The sequence below is a fragment of the Hydrotalea sp. GW822-HT8A01 genome (assembly GCF_058798575.1).
Window position 1 is genome coordinate 2,155,353 of record NZ_CM179506.1, and the last position, 19,284, is coordinate 2,174,636.

18 protein-coding genes are annotated in these 19,284 nt (G+C 36.4%); 8 read left to right on the forward strand and 10 right to left on the reverse strand.

All coding sequences use genetic code 11. The features are described from left to right. Nucleotides 1-15: 15 nt before the first annotated feature. A complete protein-coding gene (gene treA, locus AC3QLY_RS09460) occupies nucleotides 16-1,518 on the reverse strand; it encodes an alpha,alpha-trehalase TreA (protein WP_492989697.1) in 1,503 nt (500 codons plus the stop codon). Nucleotides 1,519-1,546: 28 nt separating this feature from the next. Continuing rightward, nucleotides 1,547-2,797, reverse strand: a complete 1,251-nt coding sequence (locus AC3QLY_RS09465; RefSeq protein ID WP_074418366.1) for an MFS transporter — start codon at nucleotides 2,795-2,797, stop codon at nucleotides 1,547-1,549. Nucleotides 2,798-2,945: 148 nt separating this feature from the next. Here AC3QLY_RS09465 and AC3QLY_RS09470 point away from each other — a divergent pair, with 148 nt between their 5' ends. Continuing rightward, nucleotides 2,946-3,497, forward strand: coding sequence for a fasciclin domain-containing protein (locus AC3QLY_RS09470; RefSeq protein ID WP_492989698.1), 552 nt, complete (start codon nucleotides 2,946-2,948; stop codon nucleotides 3,495-3,497). Between the two features lie 162 nt (nucleotides 3,498-3,659). On the opposite strand, the gene mutS is transcribed toward AC3QLY_RS09470, so the two are convergent. Further along, nucleotides 3,660-6,296 (reverse strand): DNA mismatch repair protein MutS, encoded by a 2,637-nt coding sequence (mutS, locus tag AC3QLY_RS09475; protein ID WP_074420293.1) that lies wholly within the window; start codon nucleotides 6,294-6,296, stop codon nucleotides 3,660-3,662. 119 nt (nucleotides 6,297-6,415) lie between these two features. On the opposite strand from mutS, the gene porQ reads away from it, so the two are divergent. Further along, on the forward strand, nucleotides 6,416-7,441 hold the full coding sequence (gene porQ, locus AC3QLY_RS09480; RefSeq protein ID WP_287100655.1) for a type IX secretion system protein PorQ: 1,026 nt from the start codon (nucleotides 6,416-6,418) through the stop codon (nucleotides 7,439-7,441). A 21-nt stretch (nucleotides 7,442-7,462) separates the two neighbouring features. On the opposite strand, the gene bioB is transcribed toward porQ, so the two are convergent. From bioB to AC3QLY_RS09495, 3 genes are read right to left on the reverse strand one after another with little or no spacing between them, the layout of a single operon-like run. Next, on the reverse strand, nucleotides 7,463-8,455 hold the full coding sequence (gene bioB / locus AC3QLY_RS09485) for a biotin synthase BioB (protein ID WP_074420291.1): 993 nt from the start codon (nucleotides 8,453-8,455) through the stop codon (nucleotides 7,463-7,465). Nucleotides 8,456-8,512: 57 nt separating this feature from the next. Continuing rightward, a complete protein-coding gene (locus AC3QLY_RS09490) occupies nucleotides 8,513-9,253 on the reverse strand; it encodes an FkbM family methyltransferase (RefSeq protein WP_179855961.1) in 741 nt (246 codons plus the stop codon). Next, nucleotides 9,250-10,299 (reverse strand): RluA family pseudouridine synthase, encoded by a 1,050-nt coding sequence (locus AC3QLY_RS09495; protein ID WP_228733099.1) that lies wholly within the window; start codon nucleotides 10,297-10,299, stop codon nucleotides 9,250-9,252. The genes AC3QLY_RS09490 and AC3QLY_RS09495 overlap by 4 nt, the downstream gene beginning before the upstream one ends. A 141-nt stretch (nucleotides 10,300-10,440) precedes the next feature. Here AC3QLY_RS09495 and lipB point away from each other — a divergent pair, with 141 nt between their 5' ends. After that, nucleotides 10,441-11,133, forward strand: coding sequence for a lipoyl(octanoyl) transferase LipB (gene lipB / locus AC3QLY_RS09500; protein ID WP_074421246.1), 693 nt, complete (start codon nucleotides 10,441-10,443; stop codon nucleotides 11,131-11,133). Here the strand turns inward: lipB and AC3QLY_RS09505 are convergent. Together AC3QLY_RS09505 and AC3QLY_RS09510 are read right to left on the reverse strand one after the other, a co-directional pair. After that, nucleotides 11,130-11,978, reverse strand: coding sequence for a hypothetical protein (locus AC3QLY_RS09505; protein ID WP_288072776.1), 849 nt, complete (start codon nucleotides 11,976-11,978; stop codon nucleotides 11,130-11,132). The genes lipB and AC3QLY_RS09505 overlap by 4 nt on opposite strands. A 25-nt stretch (nucleotides 11,979-12,003) precedes the next feature. Further along, on the reverse strand, nucleotides 12,004-12,903 hold the full coding sequence (locus tag AC3QLY_RS09510) for a 1-aminocyclopropane-1-carboxylate deaminase/D-cysteine desulfhydrase (RefSeq protein ID WP_288072775.1): 900 nt from the start codon (nucleotides 12,901-12,903) through the stop codon (nucleotides 12,004-12,006). 77 nt (nucleotides 12,904-12,980) lie between these two features. Here AC3QLY_RS09510 and AC3QLY_RS09515 point away from each other — a divergent pair, with 77 nt between their 5' ends. Next, nucleotides 12,981-13,886, forward strand: coding sequence for a nucleotidyltransferase family protein (locus AC3QLY_RS09515; protein WP_074421288.1), 906 nt, complete (start codon nucleotides 12,981-12,983; stop codon nucleotides 13,884-13,886). Between the two features lie 70 nt (nucleotides 13,887-13,956). Here AC3QLY_RS09515 and AC3QLY_RS09520 read toward each other — a convergent pair whose 3' ends face one another. Next, nucleotides 13,957-15,069, reverse strand: coding sequence for a S1C family serine protease (locus AC3QLY_RS09520; protein ID WP_218330584.1), 1,113 nt, complete (start codon nucleotides 15,067-15,069; stop codon nucleotides 13,957-13,959). Between the two features lie 5 nt (nucleotides 15,070-15,074). Next, entirely contained in the window at nucleotides 15,075-15,641 is a 567-nt protein-coding gene (locus tag AC3QLY_RS09525; protein WP_218330583.1) for an RNA polymerase sigma factor, read from the reverse strand. 146 nt (nucleotides 15,642-15,787) lie between these two features. Between AC3QLY_RS09525 and AC3QLY_RS09530 the strand changes: the two genes are divergently transcribed. From AC3QLY_RS09530 to AC3QLY_RS09545, 4 genes are all read left to right on the forward strand, one after another. Next, entirely contained in the window at nucleotides 15,788-15,976 is a 189-nt protein-coding gene (locus AC3QLY_RS09530) for a hypothetical protein (RefSeq protein ID WP_287100658.1), read from the forward strand. Between the two features lie 445 nt (nucleotides 15,977-16,421). Further along, nucleotides 16,422-17,249, forward strand: a complete 828-nt coding sequence (locus AC3QLY_RS09535) for a prephenate dehydratase (protein ID WP_218330581.1) — start codon at nucleotides 16,422-16,424, stop codon at nucleotides 17,247-17,249. Beyond that, nucleotides 17,236-18,399 carry a pyridoxal phosphate-dependent aminotransferase gene (locus tag AC3QLY_RS09540; protein ID WP_287100659.1) on the forward strand — a complete coding sequence of 388 codons (1,164 nt, stop codon included), beginning with the start codon at nucleotides 17,236-17,238 and terminating at the stop codon, nucleotides 18,397-18,399. The genes AC3QLY_RS09535 and AC3QLY_RS09540 overlap by 14 nt, the downstream gene beginning before the upstream one ends. 8 nt (nucleotides 18,400-18,407) lie before the next feature. Then, complete coding sequence (locus AC3QLY_RS09545) at nucleotides 18,408-19,256, forward strand: prephenate dehydrogenase (protein ID WP_074418570.1); 849 nt, start codon at nucleotides 18,408-18,410, stop codon at nucleotides 19,254-19,256. Nucleotides 19,257-19,284 lie beyond the last annotated feature (28 nt).

Sequence of the window (19,284 nt, forward strand, 5' to 3'; positions counted from 1 at the left end):
TATTTTTCAAAAAAATTAATCATCATTTTTCAAGGCCAGAAAAATACCGTTGGTCCACCCAAAACCATCTTGTGTAGGATATTCACCACCACCCGCATGTATGCCGGATGTTTCAACATTGTACTTCTCCATTAATTTTCCTGTATTTCTGTACACTGTTTCATTGAGTAAAAGCCAGTTCTCTTTTAACTGATGGGCTAAATGATTTTCCTGATAATTTTTGAGACCTTTATAAGTTATCCATTGCAGAGGTGCCCATCCATTCGGTGCATCCCATTGCTGGCCTGAATGCAATGTAGTAGTAACGGCACCGCCTTGTTGTAAAAATTTTTCAGCCGTAATGGCTACAACTTTAGCTGCATCTTCTTTCGATGTAATTGAAAAAAATAATGGATACAATGCTGCCAGTGAATAAACTGTTTTTTGTTGCTTTTTAATAAACTGGTAATCAAAATAAAAACCCTTCTCTTCATTCCAGCAAAACTGCCGAATGGCTTCCTTGCGTTTTGTACTTTTTTGGATAAATAAGTTTGCTTTGTTAGTATGGCCAGTACCATTATAAATATTAGCAAGCGTTTCTTCGATAAATAAAAGCAAACAATTCAAATCAACCGGAATAATATGGGTGGTTTCAATTGTGGCCATGTTTTGCGCATCAGTAAACCACCAGCTCGAAAAATCCCAGCCCGATTCTGCTGCAGCTCTTATATGGCGGTATATTTCATTAGCAGTAGCCCCTGCTACCTGTTGAGCCAGGTGTGTATCTTCCTTATAGGCTTCAGGCCTTGGTGTATCATCATCATCCCAGTATCTGTTTAAAACAGCACCATTTTCTAATAAAACAACCCTTCTGTAAGTTGATTGGATTTCAGATAACTGGTCAGCTCCATCCATCCAGTAAGCATATTCTTTTTCAATTGCAGGTAAATAATCCAATAAAATATGCGTCCCTTTTTTTGCAGCCAGTAATTCCACCATTAAACAAAAAAATGGCGGTTGTGAGCGGCTAAGATAATAGGTTCTGTTACCATTGGGAATATGACCGAACGTATTAATTAAATAGGAAAAATTTTTAATCATATTTTCAATGATATCCCATCTTCTATCCACACTTAACCCAAGCATTGTAAAATAGCTATCCCAATAGTAAATTTCTCTGAAACGTCCGCCGGGTATAATATAAGGGTAGGGTAGTGGAATCAATGTGCCACCCTTTTCTCCGGGTTGCTGGGTTAATACTTCCCATAAATCCTGAATATTGGTAGTAATATCTTTATTGTCTGAATGATAATGAAGTGTACTGTCATTTGGCAGTTTAAAATGCGTTTTAATAAACGATAACAAATTAAAATTGGTTGAATTTTTTTGTGACTGATAGGAATGAATAATTTGTTCAACGGAATCAACAGGAATGGCATCTACAAAAAATTTAGAATCAGAAAATAAATTACTTTGTTGGATGGTAACATATAATTCTCCAAAATCTTCAATATTTAATAAGTTATCAAATGTTTGCATATAGAATAAAATGAAATTGATTGAATGTTTACACTTGTGACTGTTGTTGCTTGTATTTGAGTTGTAATTTTCTGAAAATAAACAAACAAAGCGCCAAAATAGTGATTGGTACCAATGAAAAGTAGAATGCCTGAATACCCCCATAATATTGAAAAATATTGCCGGTAATTAAAGAGCCTGTTGTACCGCCCAATGCGGAAAAAATAATAATTAATCCAGACATAACACCTTGCTTTTCTACCGAAAGTGTACTTAAAATAACTGAATTAATGGCCGGATAAATAGGTGCAATTAATAATCCAATCATAGGGAAAATGAATGCTGCAATGGGAGCAGTAGCCCAACCGGTAATGGGTTGCCCCGTTGTTTTTTGTGCTAACGGTATGGCCACTAACACTAAAATGGTTGCCAGAATCAAACATAAAAACAATGCTGTAAACCAATTTAATTTTTTTAGTACCAGGCCGGCTAAAAAGCGGCCCGCTGCAGTAGAGCCGGCTAAAATGCTGGCCATTTCTATACTTAGTGTGGTTGGTAATTTTAAAACCTGGCTATTAAAAGTGGGCAGCCAGCTCATAATACTTTGTTCAATTAATACATAAAAAAATGCACAGGCAATAAAAATAAGTACAATTGGAGAAACAATTAATTGAAACATTTCTCCAACACTTTTCGCTAATGAAATTTTCTGAACTTGCTGTTGTGCTTTTGATTCATCGAGTCGTGCACTCAATAATAAAATAAAAGCAAATGTAGTGCAGGCCCCCAACCAAACATACACTTTCAGCCAGGCGGTAGAATGTGGATCTTTATCGTTTACAAAATAGCTGAATATAAAATAGCCTGCTAAAATACCCACCATAAAGAATGATTCTACAAAATTCATGAGGCTGATATGTTCTTTTTCAGAGCGAGTAACTAATCCAATGGTACTGTACACTGATATTTTAATTAATGCAAAACTGGAACCTATAGCCGCAAATAAAAGCTTGGTGGCAAAAAAGCTATTGGTATAAGGCATTGAAAAACACACCAATGAAATAAATGCAAGTGCAATGAGCATCGATTTTTTATAGCCTATTTTAGTAATAAAAGAAGATATAATAAATGAAACGATGGCAATACTTAAATCTTTAAAGGGCTCCAAAACGGCTGCAGCGCTTTGTGTTACACCATAATTATTTTGAACTTGCAGGATAACCGTGCCTACACTATTTAATAAAATAGCAAACACGAAATAATTAATGAATATCGAGAGTTTAATTCTCCATTGATACATGGCAGATCGTTTAAGATGAAGTTTAAAGGTTGAATTTAATTACTTATTGGCATACCGGGATACAAAAAAAATCAGAAATACAAAACCGAATTGATTCCGCCCTCGTAACTATTGTACAAAACATTTAAAAACAAATACAAAAAACACTATGAAAAGAATTTTTTTAATGATGACAGCGGCTTTGGTAATGAATGCAACTATAGCTCAAAAAGAAAAAACCGTTGAAGTTGGCGGAGCGCCAATGTATCCCAGTAAAAACATTGTGCAAAATGCAGTAAACTCAAAAGATCATACCACACTGGTAGCTGCAGTTAAAGCCGCCGGATTGGTTGAAACTTTACAAAGTGCCGGTCCGTTTACGGTTTTTGCACCCACCAATGAAGCCTTCGATAAATTACCAGCTGGAACTGTTGATAATTTGGTAAAACCGGAAAACAAGGCTTTATTAACTAAAATTTTGACTTATCATGTAGTGGCAGGAAAATACAATGCCAAAGACATTGCGAAATTAATTAAAGAAGGCCATGGTAAAGCAACTTTAAAAACAGTAGAGGGTGGTACATTAACCGCTACTATAGAAGGTAAAAAACTAGTATTAACCGATGCCAAAGGAGGTAAAAGCTATGTTACTATTGCCGATGTAAATCAAAGTAACGGAGTAATACATGTAATTGATACCGTATTAATGCCAGGTGCATAAAAATGAAGGAGGGGGAATACTTTAGAATCTAATATCCAATATAATTCAGCATCCAATACTTTTAAAAAACCAAAAATCCAATACAACCTTTTAAAAACAATCAGGGTAACAGGAAACAGAGAGACGTATCAGTAATAGGATCGTCTCTCTGTATTTCAAATACTAGCGAAGCATATCTTTTATTTCGTTCAACTTCATCAGCGCCTCAACCGGCGTAAGTCGGTTAATATCAATGGCAGCCAGCATTTTACGAATGTTTTCAAAAGTTTCGGTATGTGCATCAAAAATAGATAACTGAACTTGTGGCGCTTTTATCAATTTTCCTGATTTTATTTTCGGCAAATGTGTTGTTGTATCAGGTTCATCATCATTATGTTGATGTTGTAATTCTTTTCCTTCCAATTGCAGTAAAATTTGGTTGGCCCGTTCAATTAATTCAGGCGGCATGCCAGCCATTTTAGCAACATGAATACCAAAACTATGTGTGCTGCCACCCGGCGCCAGTTTTCGCAGAAAAATAACTTTATTACTTGTTTCTTTATTAGTAATATGAAAATTTTTTACCCGCAACAATTGGTTTTCCAGTGCATTTAATTCGTGGTAATGGGTAGCAAATAATGTTTTTGGCGTAAATGGCGAATCGTGCAAGTATTCTACCATACTCCATGCAATGGAAATACCATCATAAGTTGAGGTGCCTCTTCCTATTTCATCTAATAAAATTAAACTCCGTTCCGAAAGGTTGTTAATAATGCTGGCTGTTTCATTCATTTCTACCATAAAAGTAGATTCACCTCCACTTAAATTATCGCTGGCACCAACACGGGTAAAAATTTTATCGGTTAATGGAATAGAGGCATTTGCAGCAGGTACAAAACTGCCCATGTGAGCCATGAGCGTAATTAAGGCAGTTTGACGTAATATGGCGCTTTTACCACTCATGTTTGGTCCGGTTAAAATAATAATTTGCTGGGTTAAAGGATCCAATGAAATATCATTAGCAATATATGCTTCACCTGAAGGCATATTTCGTTCAATGACCGGATGCCGGCTTTCTTTTAAATGCAATGCTAACCCATCGTGTATTTCAGGTTTTCTGTATTCAAATTTCAATGCATTTTCAGCGAAACAAATTAAACAATCCATAATGGCTAACGTACTGCCATTTACCTGTATGGGTGCAATATAATCTTGCAGCGCAGTTAACAGTGCATCATATAAACCGGACTCTAGTGCAAGAATTTTTTCTTCAGCACCCATTATTTTTTCTTCATATTCTTTTAACTCAGGCGTGATGTATCGTTCAGCATTGGTTAAAGTTTGCTTCCTTATCCAGTGTGTGGGTACTTTATTTTTATGAGCGTTGGTAACTTCCAGGTAATAACCAAATACATTGTTGAAACTAATCTTCAATGATGTTATTCCGGTGGCTTCGGATTCTTTTTGTTGGATATTGAGTAAGTATGATTTACCTCCTGAAGCAATTTTTCTTAATTCATCTAAGTTTGCATCCACCCCAACTTGTATAACATCTCCTTTCTGTGCAGAAACCGGGGGTGGATCTTTTAGCTCTTTAATAATTTTTTCTGTAATTACGCTGCAATTGTTTAACGCATCAGATAAACGTTGTAAATAAATATTGTTACAATTGGCAAATGCGCTTTTTATGGCAGCGGTTTGCTGTAATCCCTTGGCAATTTGCAATACTTCGCGGGGATTAATTTTTTTTGTGGGAATTTTACTCAGTAAGCGTTCAATATCACCACACTGCTTAATGGCATGGGCAGTTTTGCTGCGTAATTCAGGTTCCTTAATTAAATAAGCAACCGCATCTAACCTTTCCTGAATCGCAATTTTATTTTTAAGTGGAAAAACCATCCAGCGTTGCAATAAACGGGCGCCCATTGGGCTTACGGTATTGTCTAAAATTTGTAATAGTCCGTTTCCTTCACCATATCCACTGCCCAATAATTCCAAGTTGCGTATGGTGAAACGGTCCATCCATAAAAAATCATCTTTTTCTATACGTTTTATAGCAGTTATATGTTGTAAGTTGGGGTGTTCTGTTTCTTTCAGATAATGCAGAATTGCACCGGCTGCTACAATGCCTGCTCTTAAATGCTCAATACCAAAACCTTTTAATGAATGCGATTGAAAATGCTTGAGCAAGCTTTCATTGGCAAACAATTCATCAAAAATCCATGATTCTAGCGTGTAGGTATAAAACTTGTTACCAAATAATTCTTTGAATTGTTTTTGGTGGTTGCGTTGAAAGATTACCTCTGCCGGTTTTAAACTTTGCAGTAATTTATCAGCATATTCTATATTGCCTTCTGCAATAAAAAACTCACCGGTTGAGATATCTAAAAAAGCAATTCCTGTAATAGTTTCTGTAAAATGAACGGCAGCTAAAAAATTATTGCTGTTATGTTCCAGTAATTTATCATTGGTGGCAATACCCGGGGTAACCAATTCGGTTACACCTCTTTTTACAATGCCTTTGGCCTGTTTTGGATCTTCTAACTGGTCGCAAATGGCCACTCGATAACCGGCTTTTACTAATTTGTGTAAATATGTTTCTAAGGCATGGTGCGGGAAACCGGCCAGCTCAGATGCAGCAGCAGCGCCATTATTTCTCTTGGTTAGGGTAATACCTAAAACGGATGATGCAACAATAGCATCGGCACCAAAAGTTTCATAAAAATCGCCTACCCGAAATAACAGAATGGCATCAGGGTATTTTTGCTTGATTGCATTATGCTGTTGTATTAAGGGGGTTTCTGAAACTGATTTTTGCATGGCAACAAATATAATTATTGCTGCAAAGCTTACCCATTCCTTTTTTTAAAGGGAAAAATTTAGTTTGAATGGTAACTTTTACCGGAACAATTACAAGTTTTAGTATCTTGACCGCGCTAATGAAACAACTACAATTCCTTCTTTTTTTGCTATTATGCAGTATGGGTTTGTTTGCCCAAACATTGGGTGGAAATACTGTATATAATTTTGTTACACAGCCTAATACAGCCCAATTGTCTGCATTGGGAGGGGTAAATATTTCCAATATTAGCAATGATGTGGGTATGGCTTTTCAAAATCCGGCTCTGCTAAGGCCTGCTATGCAACAGCAACTCAATACTGCTTTCAATAATTTTATTGCAGGTATTAAAAATTATAGCTTAACCACTGCATGGTATTTGAATCAATCAAAAACCAATGTAGCCATTGGTATTAATTATTTTGATTATGGCATTTTAACTCAAACAGATGCTTCCGGCAATGTTTTCGGAACATTCAAACCTGTAGATTATGTGGCGCAGCTCCTATTTTCGCATGCTTATCACAACAATTGGTGGGTGGGTAGTACTTTTAAATTCATGAATAGCCAGTATGCCCAATATAAAAGCAGCGGAATAGCAATAGATATTGGATTAAATTATTATGATTCCGCTCGGGGTTTTCAGGCCGGATTGGTTGTTAAAAATATGGGATCACAATTAAAAACTTATACCAATGGCATAAGAGAAGAATTGCCTTTTGATGTGCAAATGGGCTTTACCAAAAGATTAGAAAAGGCACCTTTGCAATTTTCCTTAACTGCGCATCATTTGCAAACCTTTAATACCTTGTATAATGATACTGCTTTTAATGCAGCTTATAGTAATACAAGCAATAATGCTAATTTTATAAATCAATTGGTAACCCATTTGGTTGCTTCTGTACAATTGTTGATTGATCATAAAGTAGAAGTTACAGCAGGCTATAATTTTTTACGCCGCCACGATTTAAATGCTTATACTACGGCCAATGGTTTAAATGGATTTACGATGGGTGCAGGTGTGCTATTTAAAAAAATACACATTCGTTATGCAACCGGTTTTTATCAGCAAAACATGTTTCACCAGGTTAGTTTAAATTTTAACTGGAAGGGTGATGGCCTTTAGAATAAATGAATTGTTGAACCGCTATACCATTTCACTCAAATGTTGTTTTTCTTCTTTAAAAGATTCTCTTGGTACCAAGCCCAGTAATTCAAACATGGCATTGTCTTCTTCAAAACTGGGGTTGGGAGTGGTTAACAATTTATCTCCGGCAAAAATTGAGTTGGCCCCTGCCAGAAAGCATAGTGCTTGCTCTGCAATAGTCATACTGGTTCTTCCGGCACTCAGGCGTACCATGGTTGCAGGCATAATAATTCTTGCTGTGGCAATCATTCTCACCATATCCCATACATCTACTTTTTTATTATGTGCCAAAGGGGTTCCGGCAATGGGTACGAGTGCATTAATGGGTACACTTTCCGGGTGTTGGGGCATTGTTGCCAGTGTATGTAGCATTTTTATTCTGTCTTCATGTGTTTCGCCTAATCCAATAATACCGCCGCAACAAACCGTAACACCAGCTTTTCTTACATTTTCTAAAGTATTTAATCTGTCGTTGTATGTTCTGGTAGTAATGATTTCGTGATAGTGTTCCTCACTGGTATCTAAATTATGGTTGTAGGCATATAAACCGGCATCTGCTAATTTTTTTGCCTGATCTTCAGTCAGCATACCCAGTGTACAGCAAACTTCCATGCCCATTTCATTTACGCCTTTTACCATTTCCAATACCCGGTCAAAATCTCTGTTATCGCGTACTTCACGCCAGGCTGCACCCATACAAAAACGGGTACTGCCTGCATCTTTTGCTTTTTTTGCATAAGCCAGTACTTCTTCTTTTTGCATTAAAGCCTGAACATTTACATCGGTATTATAACGTGCTGCCTGTGGGCAATAGGCACAATCTTCGGTACAACCTCCGGTTTTAATACTCAGTAAAGTACAAACCTGTACTTCTGCAGTGTTATTGTATTTTTTATGCAGGGTTGCTGCATTGAATATTAATTCCAATAAAGGTGAGCGGTATATATTTTCAATTTCTAAAAGGGTCCAGTTACTTTTGATATCTGTTTGCATATAATTGATTTCTACTTTTTCAGCGACAAATATAGGAATACCTGTAAAACTTTGCGATTAATCCGGTTGAGGTGCCGCTAAAAAGAAATAAACTTTTTCATGAATGAAAAAATGGTTGAATTGGGCATAAGTAAGTGGTTCTTTTTGCTGTAGCCATCCGCTTAAAGTAAAAATGTTATAGCGCAGTGTTTGGTTAAATAAGGTAAACATTTTTCTGGAAGGAATACCATATACACCGGCACCGGTTTTGCCAAATTCAAACAAAACTATGGGCTTACAGCGTTGTATGGTTTGCATAGCTCCTTCTAATACTAAAAACTCTGCCCCTTCCACATCTATTTTAATTAGCTGTATTTGGATGGATGAAGGAATAACTGCATCTAACGTATTTAAGTTAACAGGTATGTAGTCATCTAATTCAGGCCGGTCATAAGGCCTTTTTCGTATACTACTGTATGCCATATTGGTTGTAACCAGATTAAACGTTGATATGCCTGTACTATTACTTAATGCATAAGGATACACTTTTACTTTTTCATTAAATTTTTTTTCTAAATGTTTAAACAATTGTGGGATGGGCTCAAAAGCATAGTGTTGTTGGCGGGGTGATGCCGCTACCATCATTGCTGTAATTTTTCCTTTGTGAGCACCTACATCTGCACCAATGCCTTCATTTTGTAAAACTTTTTTTATAACGCGATGGGTTTGACGATCTATTTGTTCATTCTTTGTGAGTGCAATGGGAGCATGCAGTACGCATTGTTTCAACAAATTTCTGATGAAGCGGTAAACTGTCAATCTGTTATGTTTTTGTGTTGAATATAGTTTCTCCATTTTTCAATTACCTGTGTCATATCGGTCGGTAAATCAGATTCAAATAATACCTCTTTGCCCGTAACCGGATGCACAAAGCCCAGCGTTTTTGCGTGTAATGCACATCTGTTACAAACAGTAAAACAATTTTCAACAAATTGTTTGTAACGGGTGTAAATGGTTCCCTTTAAAATTTTATCGCCACCATATTCAAAATCATTAAACAGGGTATGGCCTAAATATTTCATATGTACCCTTATTTGGTGGGTTCTTCCGGTTTCTAACACACATTCAATTAATGTTACATAATTAAATCGTTCCAACACACGGTAATGCGTAATGGCATGCTTGCCAATTTCACCATCGGGATATGCGGCAAACATTTTTCTATATTGCTGGTGCCGGGCAATATGTGCATCAATGGTACCTTCATCTGCTTCTATATTTCCCCACACCAATGCCACATATTTTCGTTTAACGGTATGATGAAAAAATTGTTTGGCCAAATGTGCGGCTGCATCGGCAGTTTTAGCCAACACAATTAAACCGGTTGTATTTTTATCAATACGATGTACCAGGCCATAACGCGGCAATTCATCTTCATTTAAAGCAGCGTTTTGTTGCAGTAAATGATATTTTACACCATTCAGTAATGTGCCGGTATAATTACCTATTCCCGGATGCACCACCATATTGGCTGTTTTATTAATGACCATAATGGCATCATCTTCAAATACTATGTTTAAAGGAATGGGTTCAGCTTTAACTTCGGTATATTCAGGATTATTGAAACTGAGTAATACAATTTCATCGCCGGGTTTAATTCTGTAATTGCTCTTTACAATTTTTCCATTTACAGTTAAGAAACCTGCTTCAATACCTTTCTGAATTTTGTTGCGTGTGGCATTTTCCAATCGCATTTGTAACCATTTGTCAATACGAATGGGTTCCTGATTTTTATCAATTGAAAACGCTTTGCGTTCATAAAGGTTTTCATTGTTTTCTTCAGCAGGTATTTGAATGTATTCCATATTCATTATTGCAAATATAGGTGCAGGCCATAAAACTGTATTATTTTCACCGGCCTGCTTTTGTAACTTTGCCAAATTACTTTGAAGAAATACTTTGAAAAGTGCTGCTGAAATTTATATTCAATTCTAATTTATACAGTTATGGAGCGGTTGGTTTATTTTGAAGATTTAGGTTTAAAAGATTATAAAAGTGTATGGGATTTTCAGGAGCAACTGCTTGCAGCCAATGTAGCCTTAAAATCGAATGAGGCTACCCGGAAACAAACCAAAAATTATTTGCTTTTTGTTGAACATACACCCGTTTATACATTGGGTAAAAGCGGAAAACGCGAACATATTTTGATTTCAGAAGCTGAAATGAAGGGAAAAAGTATTGATTTTTTTCATATTAACAGAGGCGGTGATATTACTTTTCATGGTCCGCAACAAATTGTTGGTTATCCTATTCTTGATTTAGATAAATTTAAAACCGATTTAGGCTGGTACCTGCGCAGTTTGGAAGAAGTCATCATTCAAACATTGGCAATTTATGGTATAAAAGGCAGCCGCAGTAAGGGCGAAACCGGTGTTTGGATTGATCCGGATAAAAAAGGTTTTGAACGTAAAATTTGTGCCATGGGTATTAAATGCAGCAGGTGGATTACCATGCACGGTTTTGCTTTCAACATCAATACCGATTTAAATTATTTCAACAATATTATACCCTGTGGTATTCAAAATAAACAGGTTACTTCGCTGCAAAAAGAGTTGGGAATGTTTATCCCCATGGATGAGGTAAAACAACACGTAAAAGAAAACTTTGCAAAGGTGTTTGAGGTGGAATGGGCAGTTTAAAAATCTTTTTCGATATAAAACTTGTTTTTTTCTTTCAGGTGGTGGTCTTCATACAATTCAAAATAAAACCAGCCTGCATGTAAAAAATTAGATTTATCTACCACCAGATAGGGATCTTTTATTCCATTCATCTGAAATACAAATTCATTCTTGTCATTAAAAAACTTTACACTGTAATCATGTATTTTTGTATTGGGTAAAGCAATGGTTACATAGCCTTTATTATTGGTAAAAACAAATACAGATGGCTTCCACTCCATTTTGGGGATATACCTTTTTAATATAATTTCATTCTCTGCTACTATACTTAATGTGTCTTTGGTTTTTGTAGTAATAGAATCTTTAAAATGCCTGTAATCTTTGGGTTCCAGCATATACAACAACGAATCACGCTCTTTATTAAAGATGCGGAACATGATAATCGTTTCATTATTTTGTAAAGGCTGACCCGGTAATAAAATCTGGTTATTTTTTTGGGCATCTGCCATAACTCTTAAATTATCCGCCGATTTGGAAGCAGTAAAAAAATATTTACCTCCCTGCTGTACATAAAAAATACGATAATACACTGTAACTCCCGGTGTAAACTGATTGTCTACAAATCCGTTTTGCACCAATTCTGGTGATTGGGCCGAAAAAATACTGGTAAAAAACTTTAAACTATCATAAGAGCGCTGCACAACTAATTGATTGCAATCTGGATATGGGTTGATCCAACTGATTTGATTTTTATTTTTAGTGAGCGCATGCACCGAAAAATTGGGCAAGGTATCGTTTTGCTGTGCAAGTGCAGGCAATTGACCACAAACAAGAAAAACAACGGCAAGAAAACAAATACGTTTCATTCAGACAAATATAATGGTGATGCTGTTATGAAAATTTCAAAATATGCGGTAACAAGGATGCATTACCCTGTAAACCGCCACTATGAACAGCTACAATATTACTTCCTGAAGGAAAATATTTTTTTTCTATTAAATCGAAAACAGCCCACATGAGTTTTGCTGTATAAACTTTATCGGTAGGTAAACGGTATAATTGCCACCATTCATTCATTTGTTGCAGTAGCTGATTGTTATGTTTTGCATAGCCCCCAAAATGATAGGTATTCAACCAAACCATTTGTTTCATTTTTTCCGGTTCTTTTACCAATAGTGCAATATCCTGCTGTATATTTTCGGCGCCTTTTAAAACGGGAATTCCTAAAATAGTTTGGTGTGGTACTGCACCCTTTAGCAATCCTGCCAGCATGGTACCTGTGCCAACAGCCCCGGTAATATGGGTGGTTTGCGAAGGAATAAACCGGTGTATGGTTGCTGCACCTGCTGCACCCGGTTCACCATAACCGCCTTCCTGCACCCAATAATAACCGGATTGACGAAATTGCTGCTGTAGCAGGGTTTTATTCCGATAATCTGTTCTGCTTATAAAATGCAATTCCATACCGGCATTGGCAGCAGCTTTCAGTGTAGGGGTAATTTTTTCTTCACCTCTTATAAAGCCAATACAAGGCATACCTGCCATTTTACAGGCTACAGCTGTTGCTAAAATATGATTGGAATATGCACCCCCAAAAGTAGCAATGCGACTGCTGTTTTGCTGAATGGCTTCATTTAAATAAAATTGTAATTTAAACCATTTGTTACCACTTACTTCCGGATGAATAACATCTAATCGCAAAACAGCGAGTGTTATGTTTTGATTAACAGCTGCATAAGTTAGTGGAATAGCTTGCAAATAGGGCATTTTATCAAAAGGTAATGTAAACATGCAGCATGTGTTTGTAATAAAACTATTGGATGTTTTAAACTTATCTTTTAGCTTCGCAAAGATTCAAATTTACAATTATGCAACCAACACTCGTTATTCTAGCAGCAGGTATGGCCAGCAGGTATGGTTCTATGAAACAAACAGAAGCTTTTGGTCCCGGTGGCGAAACCATTATGGAATATTCTATTTTTGATGCCATTAGAAGTGGGTTTTCGAAAGTAGTTTTTATAATTCGTGAAGAATTTGCGGATGCCTTTAAAGCACAATTTGAGCCCCGTTTAAATGGTAAAATTGAAATAGATTATGTGTACCAGCGCATACATGATTTTGTGGGAAGCCACACTGTTCCTTCTGATAGGGTAAAACCCTGGGGTACAGCCCATGCATTATTATGCTGTAAAGGGAAAATAACTGAACCATTTGCCATCATCAATGCAGATGATTTTTATGGAAGAGAAGCTTTTGAAAAAGCTGCTAAATTTTTGCAGCAGGAATGCAATGAAACAACTTATGCCATTATGGGTTATGAATTATCGAAAACACTGAGTGGCAATGGAAGTGTAAGCCGCGGTGTTTGTTCTGTAAATGAAGCACAACAATTGGTGAATATCAGGGAAAGAACAAAAATTTATAGAGATCATACATCCGGAAAAATTATATTTGAAGAGGAAAACGGGAATGGTACTTTGCCAGATAATACCCTTGTCAGTATGAATTTCTTCGGTTTTCATCCCAACATTATTGCGCTGGCAGAAAAATTGTTTGGTGAATTTCTCGATAAGCATATCAAAAATATTAAATCAGAATTTTTTATTCCTTTAGTGGTTGATGAATTTGTGAAAAGAAATTTAGGCGTGGTAAAAGTATTGCCTACATCTGCCCAATGGTTTGGGGTTACTTATAAAGAAGATGCGCCGGAAGTGAAAAAAAGCATTGAAGCATTGGTACAAACCGGAGCATATCCTGAATATTTATGGAAATAATGGTTTTATTTGAAAAGGAAAAAGCCACCCGATTTAATGAGGTGGCTTTTTTAATGTTATAAAACTTTGCTTAGTTATTATAAGCCTTCACCAAAAACACACAATCTTCCATTTTCTTCACCTGTTCTTCTCTGTTGTTATTGGCAATATATGATTTTAAGGGGAGTTTAATTTTTGTGATATTTTTTTCCGAATCATTGTTGTTTAAGTGGTTCACTAAGCTGTAAATATTTTTGCTTTTGATAGCAAAAGTAATACCATCGGCATGGGTTTGGCGTGTACTTAAAATACCAATTACTTCACCTTTTTTGTTTAAAACCGGGCCTCCGCTATTACCGGGATTAGAATTCATTTGAATTTGTGTACTTAAAGTATCTCCATCAAAACCTGTTTTTGCACTTAAATAACCCTGCGTGTAAACAATTTCATTTCGGGGATAGCCCAGCGTAAAAATTTCTTCTCCTAAATCGCCGGTTTTTTTAGCAATGCTGTAAGGTAAATATTTTAATGGCTGATAATCTTTGTCATTAATCTTTAAAATTGCCAAATCAACGGCAGGGTTTATGTTAACAATACTGGCGGTAAATTCCTGTCCCTTATTATTTACCACAATAGCGCCTGAGCCTCTTAATACGTGTGCATTGGTAACCAGATATCCTTTGGTATCAATTAAAAAACCCGTACCACCACTAATTAAACGGGCATTTTCGGGTAATTTACTTTTTACTTCGTTAATTAAAGAGCCTTGCACCTGTTGGTTGCGTTTAATTACCTCAATGTCTTTACTCAACTGTTGCAATTGGCTTACATTCACTGCCGGACTAAAATAAGCAAACATAGCACTGGTTATAATGGCAATGGCACCGGCAACGCTTGCAGCTATGGCTGTAACTTTTTTGTACCTGTTCCATAACATTACAATTTTGCCTTTGGTATGAATAGCCGAGCCTTCATTAATTTCACCTTTTTCCATCAGTTTTTGATGGCTTTGGTGCAATGCCTGTTTAAATTGCTGGCGATCGGCAAATGCATCCATTTGTGCTAAAAACATGCTATGCTCTACCACCATTTGGTCAATTTCGGGCGTGTTTTTTCGCAACTGCTCAAAATAAGCTTTCTCTGCAGGTAACATGGTACCGTCTAAGTAACGCTCAATTGCTTGTATTAAAAGAATGTCTTCCATTGTATTTATTCTCCAATATTATATTGTGCAAAGAATAGTTTTTTCAATCGGGTTAAACATTTATACTTCTGGTTTTTGGCATTATCTGCATTGGTGTACCCAAACGATTTGGCCAGTTCCTGCATATCTAATTTTTTCAAATAATAGCCTTCCAATAAACTTTTACAGGGTTCACCTAAACTATTGAGTGCTCTTTCCATTATTGCAAACTCGGCGTTGCGTTTTTCATGAATCTCAAGGTCATCTTCCACCTGAACAGTCTCTTCAAAGCCATCAATTTGTTGAACAAATCTGCCCATTTGTTGTAATCGTTTAAGCCATAATCTCCTGCATATGGAATATACATACGTGTTAATTTTAGAGGTTAAAACAAATGATTCGCTTTTTGCTTTTTCATATAGCGCAATCATAGCTTCCTGAAAAATATCTCTGGCATCATCGTAAGTACCATTGTTATTAAGAATAAAAGACTGTACCATATTAAAATTTTTTTTATATATGGTTTCAATAGCTCTGGTATCGTTGCTTGCCAAACCTTTCAGTAATTCCTGTTCGTTAAACTCAGCTTTCACGCGATGTACTTTTAATACTTGAAGGAGGGTAAAAGTAACCCAAAAATTACTTAAAATATTATTTCAAAAAAAATCTTGTGGCAGGGTTACCTTTTATTGCAGTGTGGTATTAATAGAAAATTCATTCACAAAAAAAGCTCACAACAATGAAAAAATTATTAGCCGTTTTAGCAGTAGCCGGTGTTATGGCAGCCTGCAACAATGCAAAATCTGATGAAGCAAAAACTGATTCAACAACTGCCGTTAAGGTAGATACTGCTACTGCAAAAGTTGATACTGCTACTGCAAAAGTAGATACTGCTGCTGCAAAAGTAGATAGCGCTGCTAAAAAATAATTGCAATAAGCAAGTATACTTATTTCAAAAGGCGGCTTGCAGTCGAAGTAAAGTATAGAAGAGTTTTTCATATGGCAAGCAATCGTTAGAGGCCGTTCCGTTTCCACGGAAGGGCTTTTTTCTTTCGGTAAAGTCAATATTTTTAACAATTTGTACCCTTTTTTAGATCATTTCATATCAGTACCTCATGTAATATAATTAGTATATAAATTATAAATAATTAAAAACTAAAGCATGTTAGTTTTTAAAAATATTTAAAATTTTTTTTGTGGTGATTTTTGAATGCCTTATTTTTGAGGCATTATGAAACAAATTACAGCAAATACCGGTTTCTGTTTTTTCTTTTATTACTACTTTATTCAATAGTAGCCGGGTGTAATTTGCCAATGTTTAATTTTAAAACAACCAATATAACACCCGGCCTAAAGCCGGGATTTTTTATTTTATGAAAAAAAAAATAGCAATTCAGGGTTATGAAGGCAGTTTTCATCACATGGCTGCCATCGAATACTTCGGTAAAAATGTAGAAATTATAGCATGTGCTACATTTAAAGATCTGGTAAAAATAGCCGGCACCAAAAAGGAAAGTAATGGTGGTATAATGGCTATTGAAAATTCTATTGTGGGTAGCATATTACCCAATTACGGATTATTGCAGAAAGGTAATCTGCAAATTACTGGAGAAGTGTATTTGCCGGTTAAGCAACACCTTATGGTTGATCCGGGTGTTCGGATAGAAGATATTAAAGAAGTGCATTCACATCCCATGGCTATTCAGCAATGTTTGGAGTTTTTAGAAAAACATAACTGGAAATTGGTTGAAACGGAAGATACTGCATTAAGCGCACAGATTTTAAGTACACAACATAAAAAAGCGATTGCAGCTATTGCCAGTTCATTGGCAGCAGAATTGTATGAATTGGATATCATTGCCCCCAATATTCAAACACAGAAAAATAATTACACCCGTTTCCTGGTAGTAGAACGTACAGAGGATGCAACCGAGGCTGCCGATGCAAACAAAGCAACCGTTCACTTTGCAACCGATCATACAAAAGGAAGTCTGGCTAAAGTGCTCACCATTATTGCCGATAATGGCATCAATTTAAGTAAGCTGCAAAGTATGCCTATTGCCGGTACTAATTTTAAGTACAGCTTTTATGCTGACATGGAATTTGAAAATGTAAACGAATTGAATAAAGTATTAAAGCTTTTGAAGCCTCATATCGATATGTTTAAAAATTTCGGTATTTATAAAAATGGAAATATTTAATATGATACCCATTGCAGACAGACTACAGGGAGTGGGAGAATATTATTTTTCTGGTAAACTCAGAGAAATAGATGCTTTGAACCGCGAAGGGAAGCAAATTATTAATTTGGGTATTGGCAGTCCTGATATGCCTCCGCATCCCGACGTAATTACTGCATTGCAACAAAATGCTGCATTGCCCAATGTGCATGGCTATCAATCTTATAAGGGTGCACTTGTATTGCGAAAGGCAATTGCCGACTGGTATAAGGTATGGTATCAGGTTGATTTAGATTCCGAGACGGAAATTTTACCACTAATCGGCAGCAAAGAGGGGTTAATGCATATTTGCATGACCTATCTGAACCCGGGAGATGAAGTTTTGGTTCCTAATCCTGGTTATCCAACCTACAGCAGTGCAGTTACGTTAGCAGGTGGTATTTGCAGAAATTATGAAATGAAGGAACAAACAAACTGGGCACCAGATTTCAACGCATTGGCGCAAGAAGACTTGTCGAAGGTAAAGTTAATGTTTGTAAACTATCCGCATATGCCTACAGGTCAGAACGGGCATTTGGCCTTATTTGAAAAAATGGTAGCATTTGCACACCGGCATCAAATTTTAATTGTTCACGATAATCCCTACAGTTTTATTTTGAATGAACATCCGGTTAGTATGCTACAGGTGAATGGGGCTAAAGATGTAGTGATAGAATTAAATTCATTAAGCAAAAGCCATAATATGGCCGGGTGGCGTGTGGGAATGCTGTGTGGCAGGAAAGAAAGAATTGATGAAGTATTGCGCTTTAAAAGTAATATGGATAGTGGCATGTTTTTGCCATTACAATTAGCCGCTGCAAAAGCACTTTCATTAGGTAAAGACTGGTTTATTGAATTGAATAAAGTATATGCCAGACGCCGGGAAAAAGTTTTTGAATTACTGGATTTATTAAAATGTATTTATCAAACCAATCAGGTAGGGCTATTTGTTTGGGCTTCAGTTCCAAATACTATACAAGATGGTTTTGCTATGAGCGATTCGGTATTACACAACGCAGGTGTTTTTATTACACCGGGAGGTATTTTTGGAACAGCAGGTAATCAATATGTACGGATAAGCCTTTGTGCAACAGAAGAAAAATTAATGGAAGCCATTCATCGAATTAAGTAAATGAACTCATGTTTAACAATGTAACGATAGTAGGTGTTGGATTAATCAGCGGATCTTTTGCCATTGCCTTAAAAGAAAAGGGTATGGCCAAACATATTATTGGCGTTAGCCGAACCAGAGAAAGTGAACAAAAAGCGCTTCAATTAGGATTGATAGATGAGGCACTTCCTTTAAAAGAGGCAATCCAAAAAAGCGATTTAATTTATGTGGCCATCCCGGTGGATGTTACCATTCCTGTTGTTGTGGATATTTTAGATCAAATCAATGATCAACAAATTGTTGCCGATGCAGGCTCCACCAAAATGGCACTTTGTAAAGCAGTGCAAGAGCATCCCATGCGGCGCAGACTGGTGGCAACACATCCTATGTGGGGTACAGAATACAGTGGCCCCGAGGCAGCTGTACACGATGCTTTTGCAGGCCGGTCCTGTGTTATATGTGAAAAAGAATTGTCAGATGGTTTAGCTGTGCAAAAAATGGAAGGGGTGTACAAAGCATTAGGAATGCATTTGGTGTATATGACTCCCAATGCACACGATGTGCATGCGGCTTATGTAAGTCATATCTCACACATCACCTCATTTGCATTGGCAAATACTGTGTTGGAAAAAGAAAAAGAAGAAGATGCCATTTTTGATTTGGCCGGTGGTGGTTTTGAAAGTACAGTTCGGTTGGCTAAAAGTAATCCCGCTATGTGGGGGCCCATATTTATGCAAAACAGAGAAAATGTGCTGGATGTACTGAATGAGCATATTGTACAATTGAGAAAATTTAAAGCCTGTCTGGAAAAAGAAAATTATACCTATTTAATAGAATTAATGGAGAATGCTAATAAAATAAAACGCATTCTTCAATAAAAACGGAAAGCACAAAACGCTTTAAAAA

Bases quoted from the DNA above. Each gene is read 5' to 3' on its own strand.
- AC3QLY_RS09520 (WP_218330584.1), bottom strand. From the start codon at position 15,069: ATGGAAGACATTCTTTTAATACAAGCAATTGAGCGTTACTTAGACGGT.
- AC3QLY_RS09505 (WP_288072776.1), bottom strand. From the start codon at position 11,978: ATGAAACGTATTTGTTTTCTTGCCGTTGTTTTTCTTGTTTGTGGTCAA.
- mutS (WP_074420293.1), bottom strand. From the start codon at position 6,296: ATGCAAAAATCAGTTTCAGAAACCCCCTTAATACAACAGCATAATGCA.
- AC3QLY_RS09495 (WP_228733099.1), bottom strand. From the start codon at position 10,299: ATGGAATACATTCAAATACCTGCTGAAGAAAACAATGAAAACCTTTAT.
- treA (WP_492989697.1), bottom strand. From the start codon at position 1,518: ATGCAAACATTTGATAACTTATTAAATATTGAAGATTTTGGAGAATTA.
- AC3QLY_RS09535 (WP_218330581.1), top strand. From the start codon at position 16,422: ATGAAAAAAAAAATAGCAATTCAGGGTTATGAAGGCAGTTTTCATCAC.
- AC3QLY_RS09515 (WP_074421288.1), top strand. From the start codon at position 12,981: ATGCAACCAACACTCGTTATTCTAGCAGCAGGTATGGCCAGCAGGTAT.
- AC3QLY_RS09510 (WP_288072775.1), bottom strand. From the start codon at position 12,903: ATGTTTACATTACCTTTTGATAAAATGCCCTATTTGCAAGCTATTCCA.
- bioB (WP_074420291.1), bottom strand. From the start codon at position 8,455: ATGCAAACAGATATCAAAAGTAACTGGACCCTTTTAGAAATTGAAAAT.
- porQ (WP_287100655.1), top strand. From the start codon at position 6,416: ATGAAACAACTACAATTCCTTCTTTTTTTGCTATTATGCAGTATGGGT.
- AC3QLY_RS09470 (WP_492989698.1), top strand. From the start codon at position 2,946: ATGAAAAGAATTTTTTTAATGATGACAGCGGCTTTGGTAATGAATGCA.
- AC3QLY_RS09540 (WP_287100659.1), top strand. From the start codon at position 17,236: ATGGAAATATTTAATATGATACCCATTGCAGACAGACTACAGGGAGTG.
- AC3QLY_RS09530 (WP_287100658.1), top strand. From the start codon at position 15,788: ATGAAAAAATTATTAGCCGTTTTAGCAGTAGCCGGTGTTATGGCAGCC.
- AC3QLY_RS09545 (WP_074418570.1), top strand. From the start codon at position 18,408: ATGTTTAACAATGTAACGATAGTAGGTGTTGGATTAATCAGCGGATCT.
- lipB (WP_074421246.1), top strand. From the start codon at position 10,441: ATGGAGCGGTTGGTTTATTTTGAAGATTTAGGTTTAAAAGATTATAAA.
- AC3QLY_RS09465 (WP_074418366.1), bottom strand. From the start codon at position 2,797: ATGTATCAATGGAGAATTAAACTCTCGATATTCATTAATTATTTCGTG.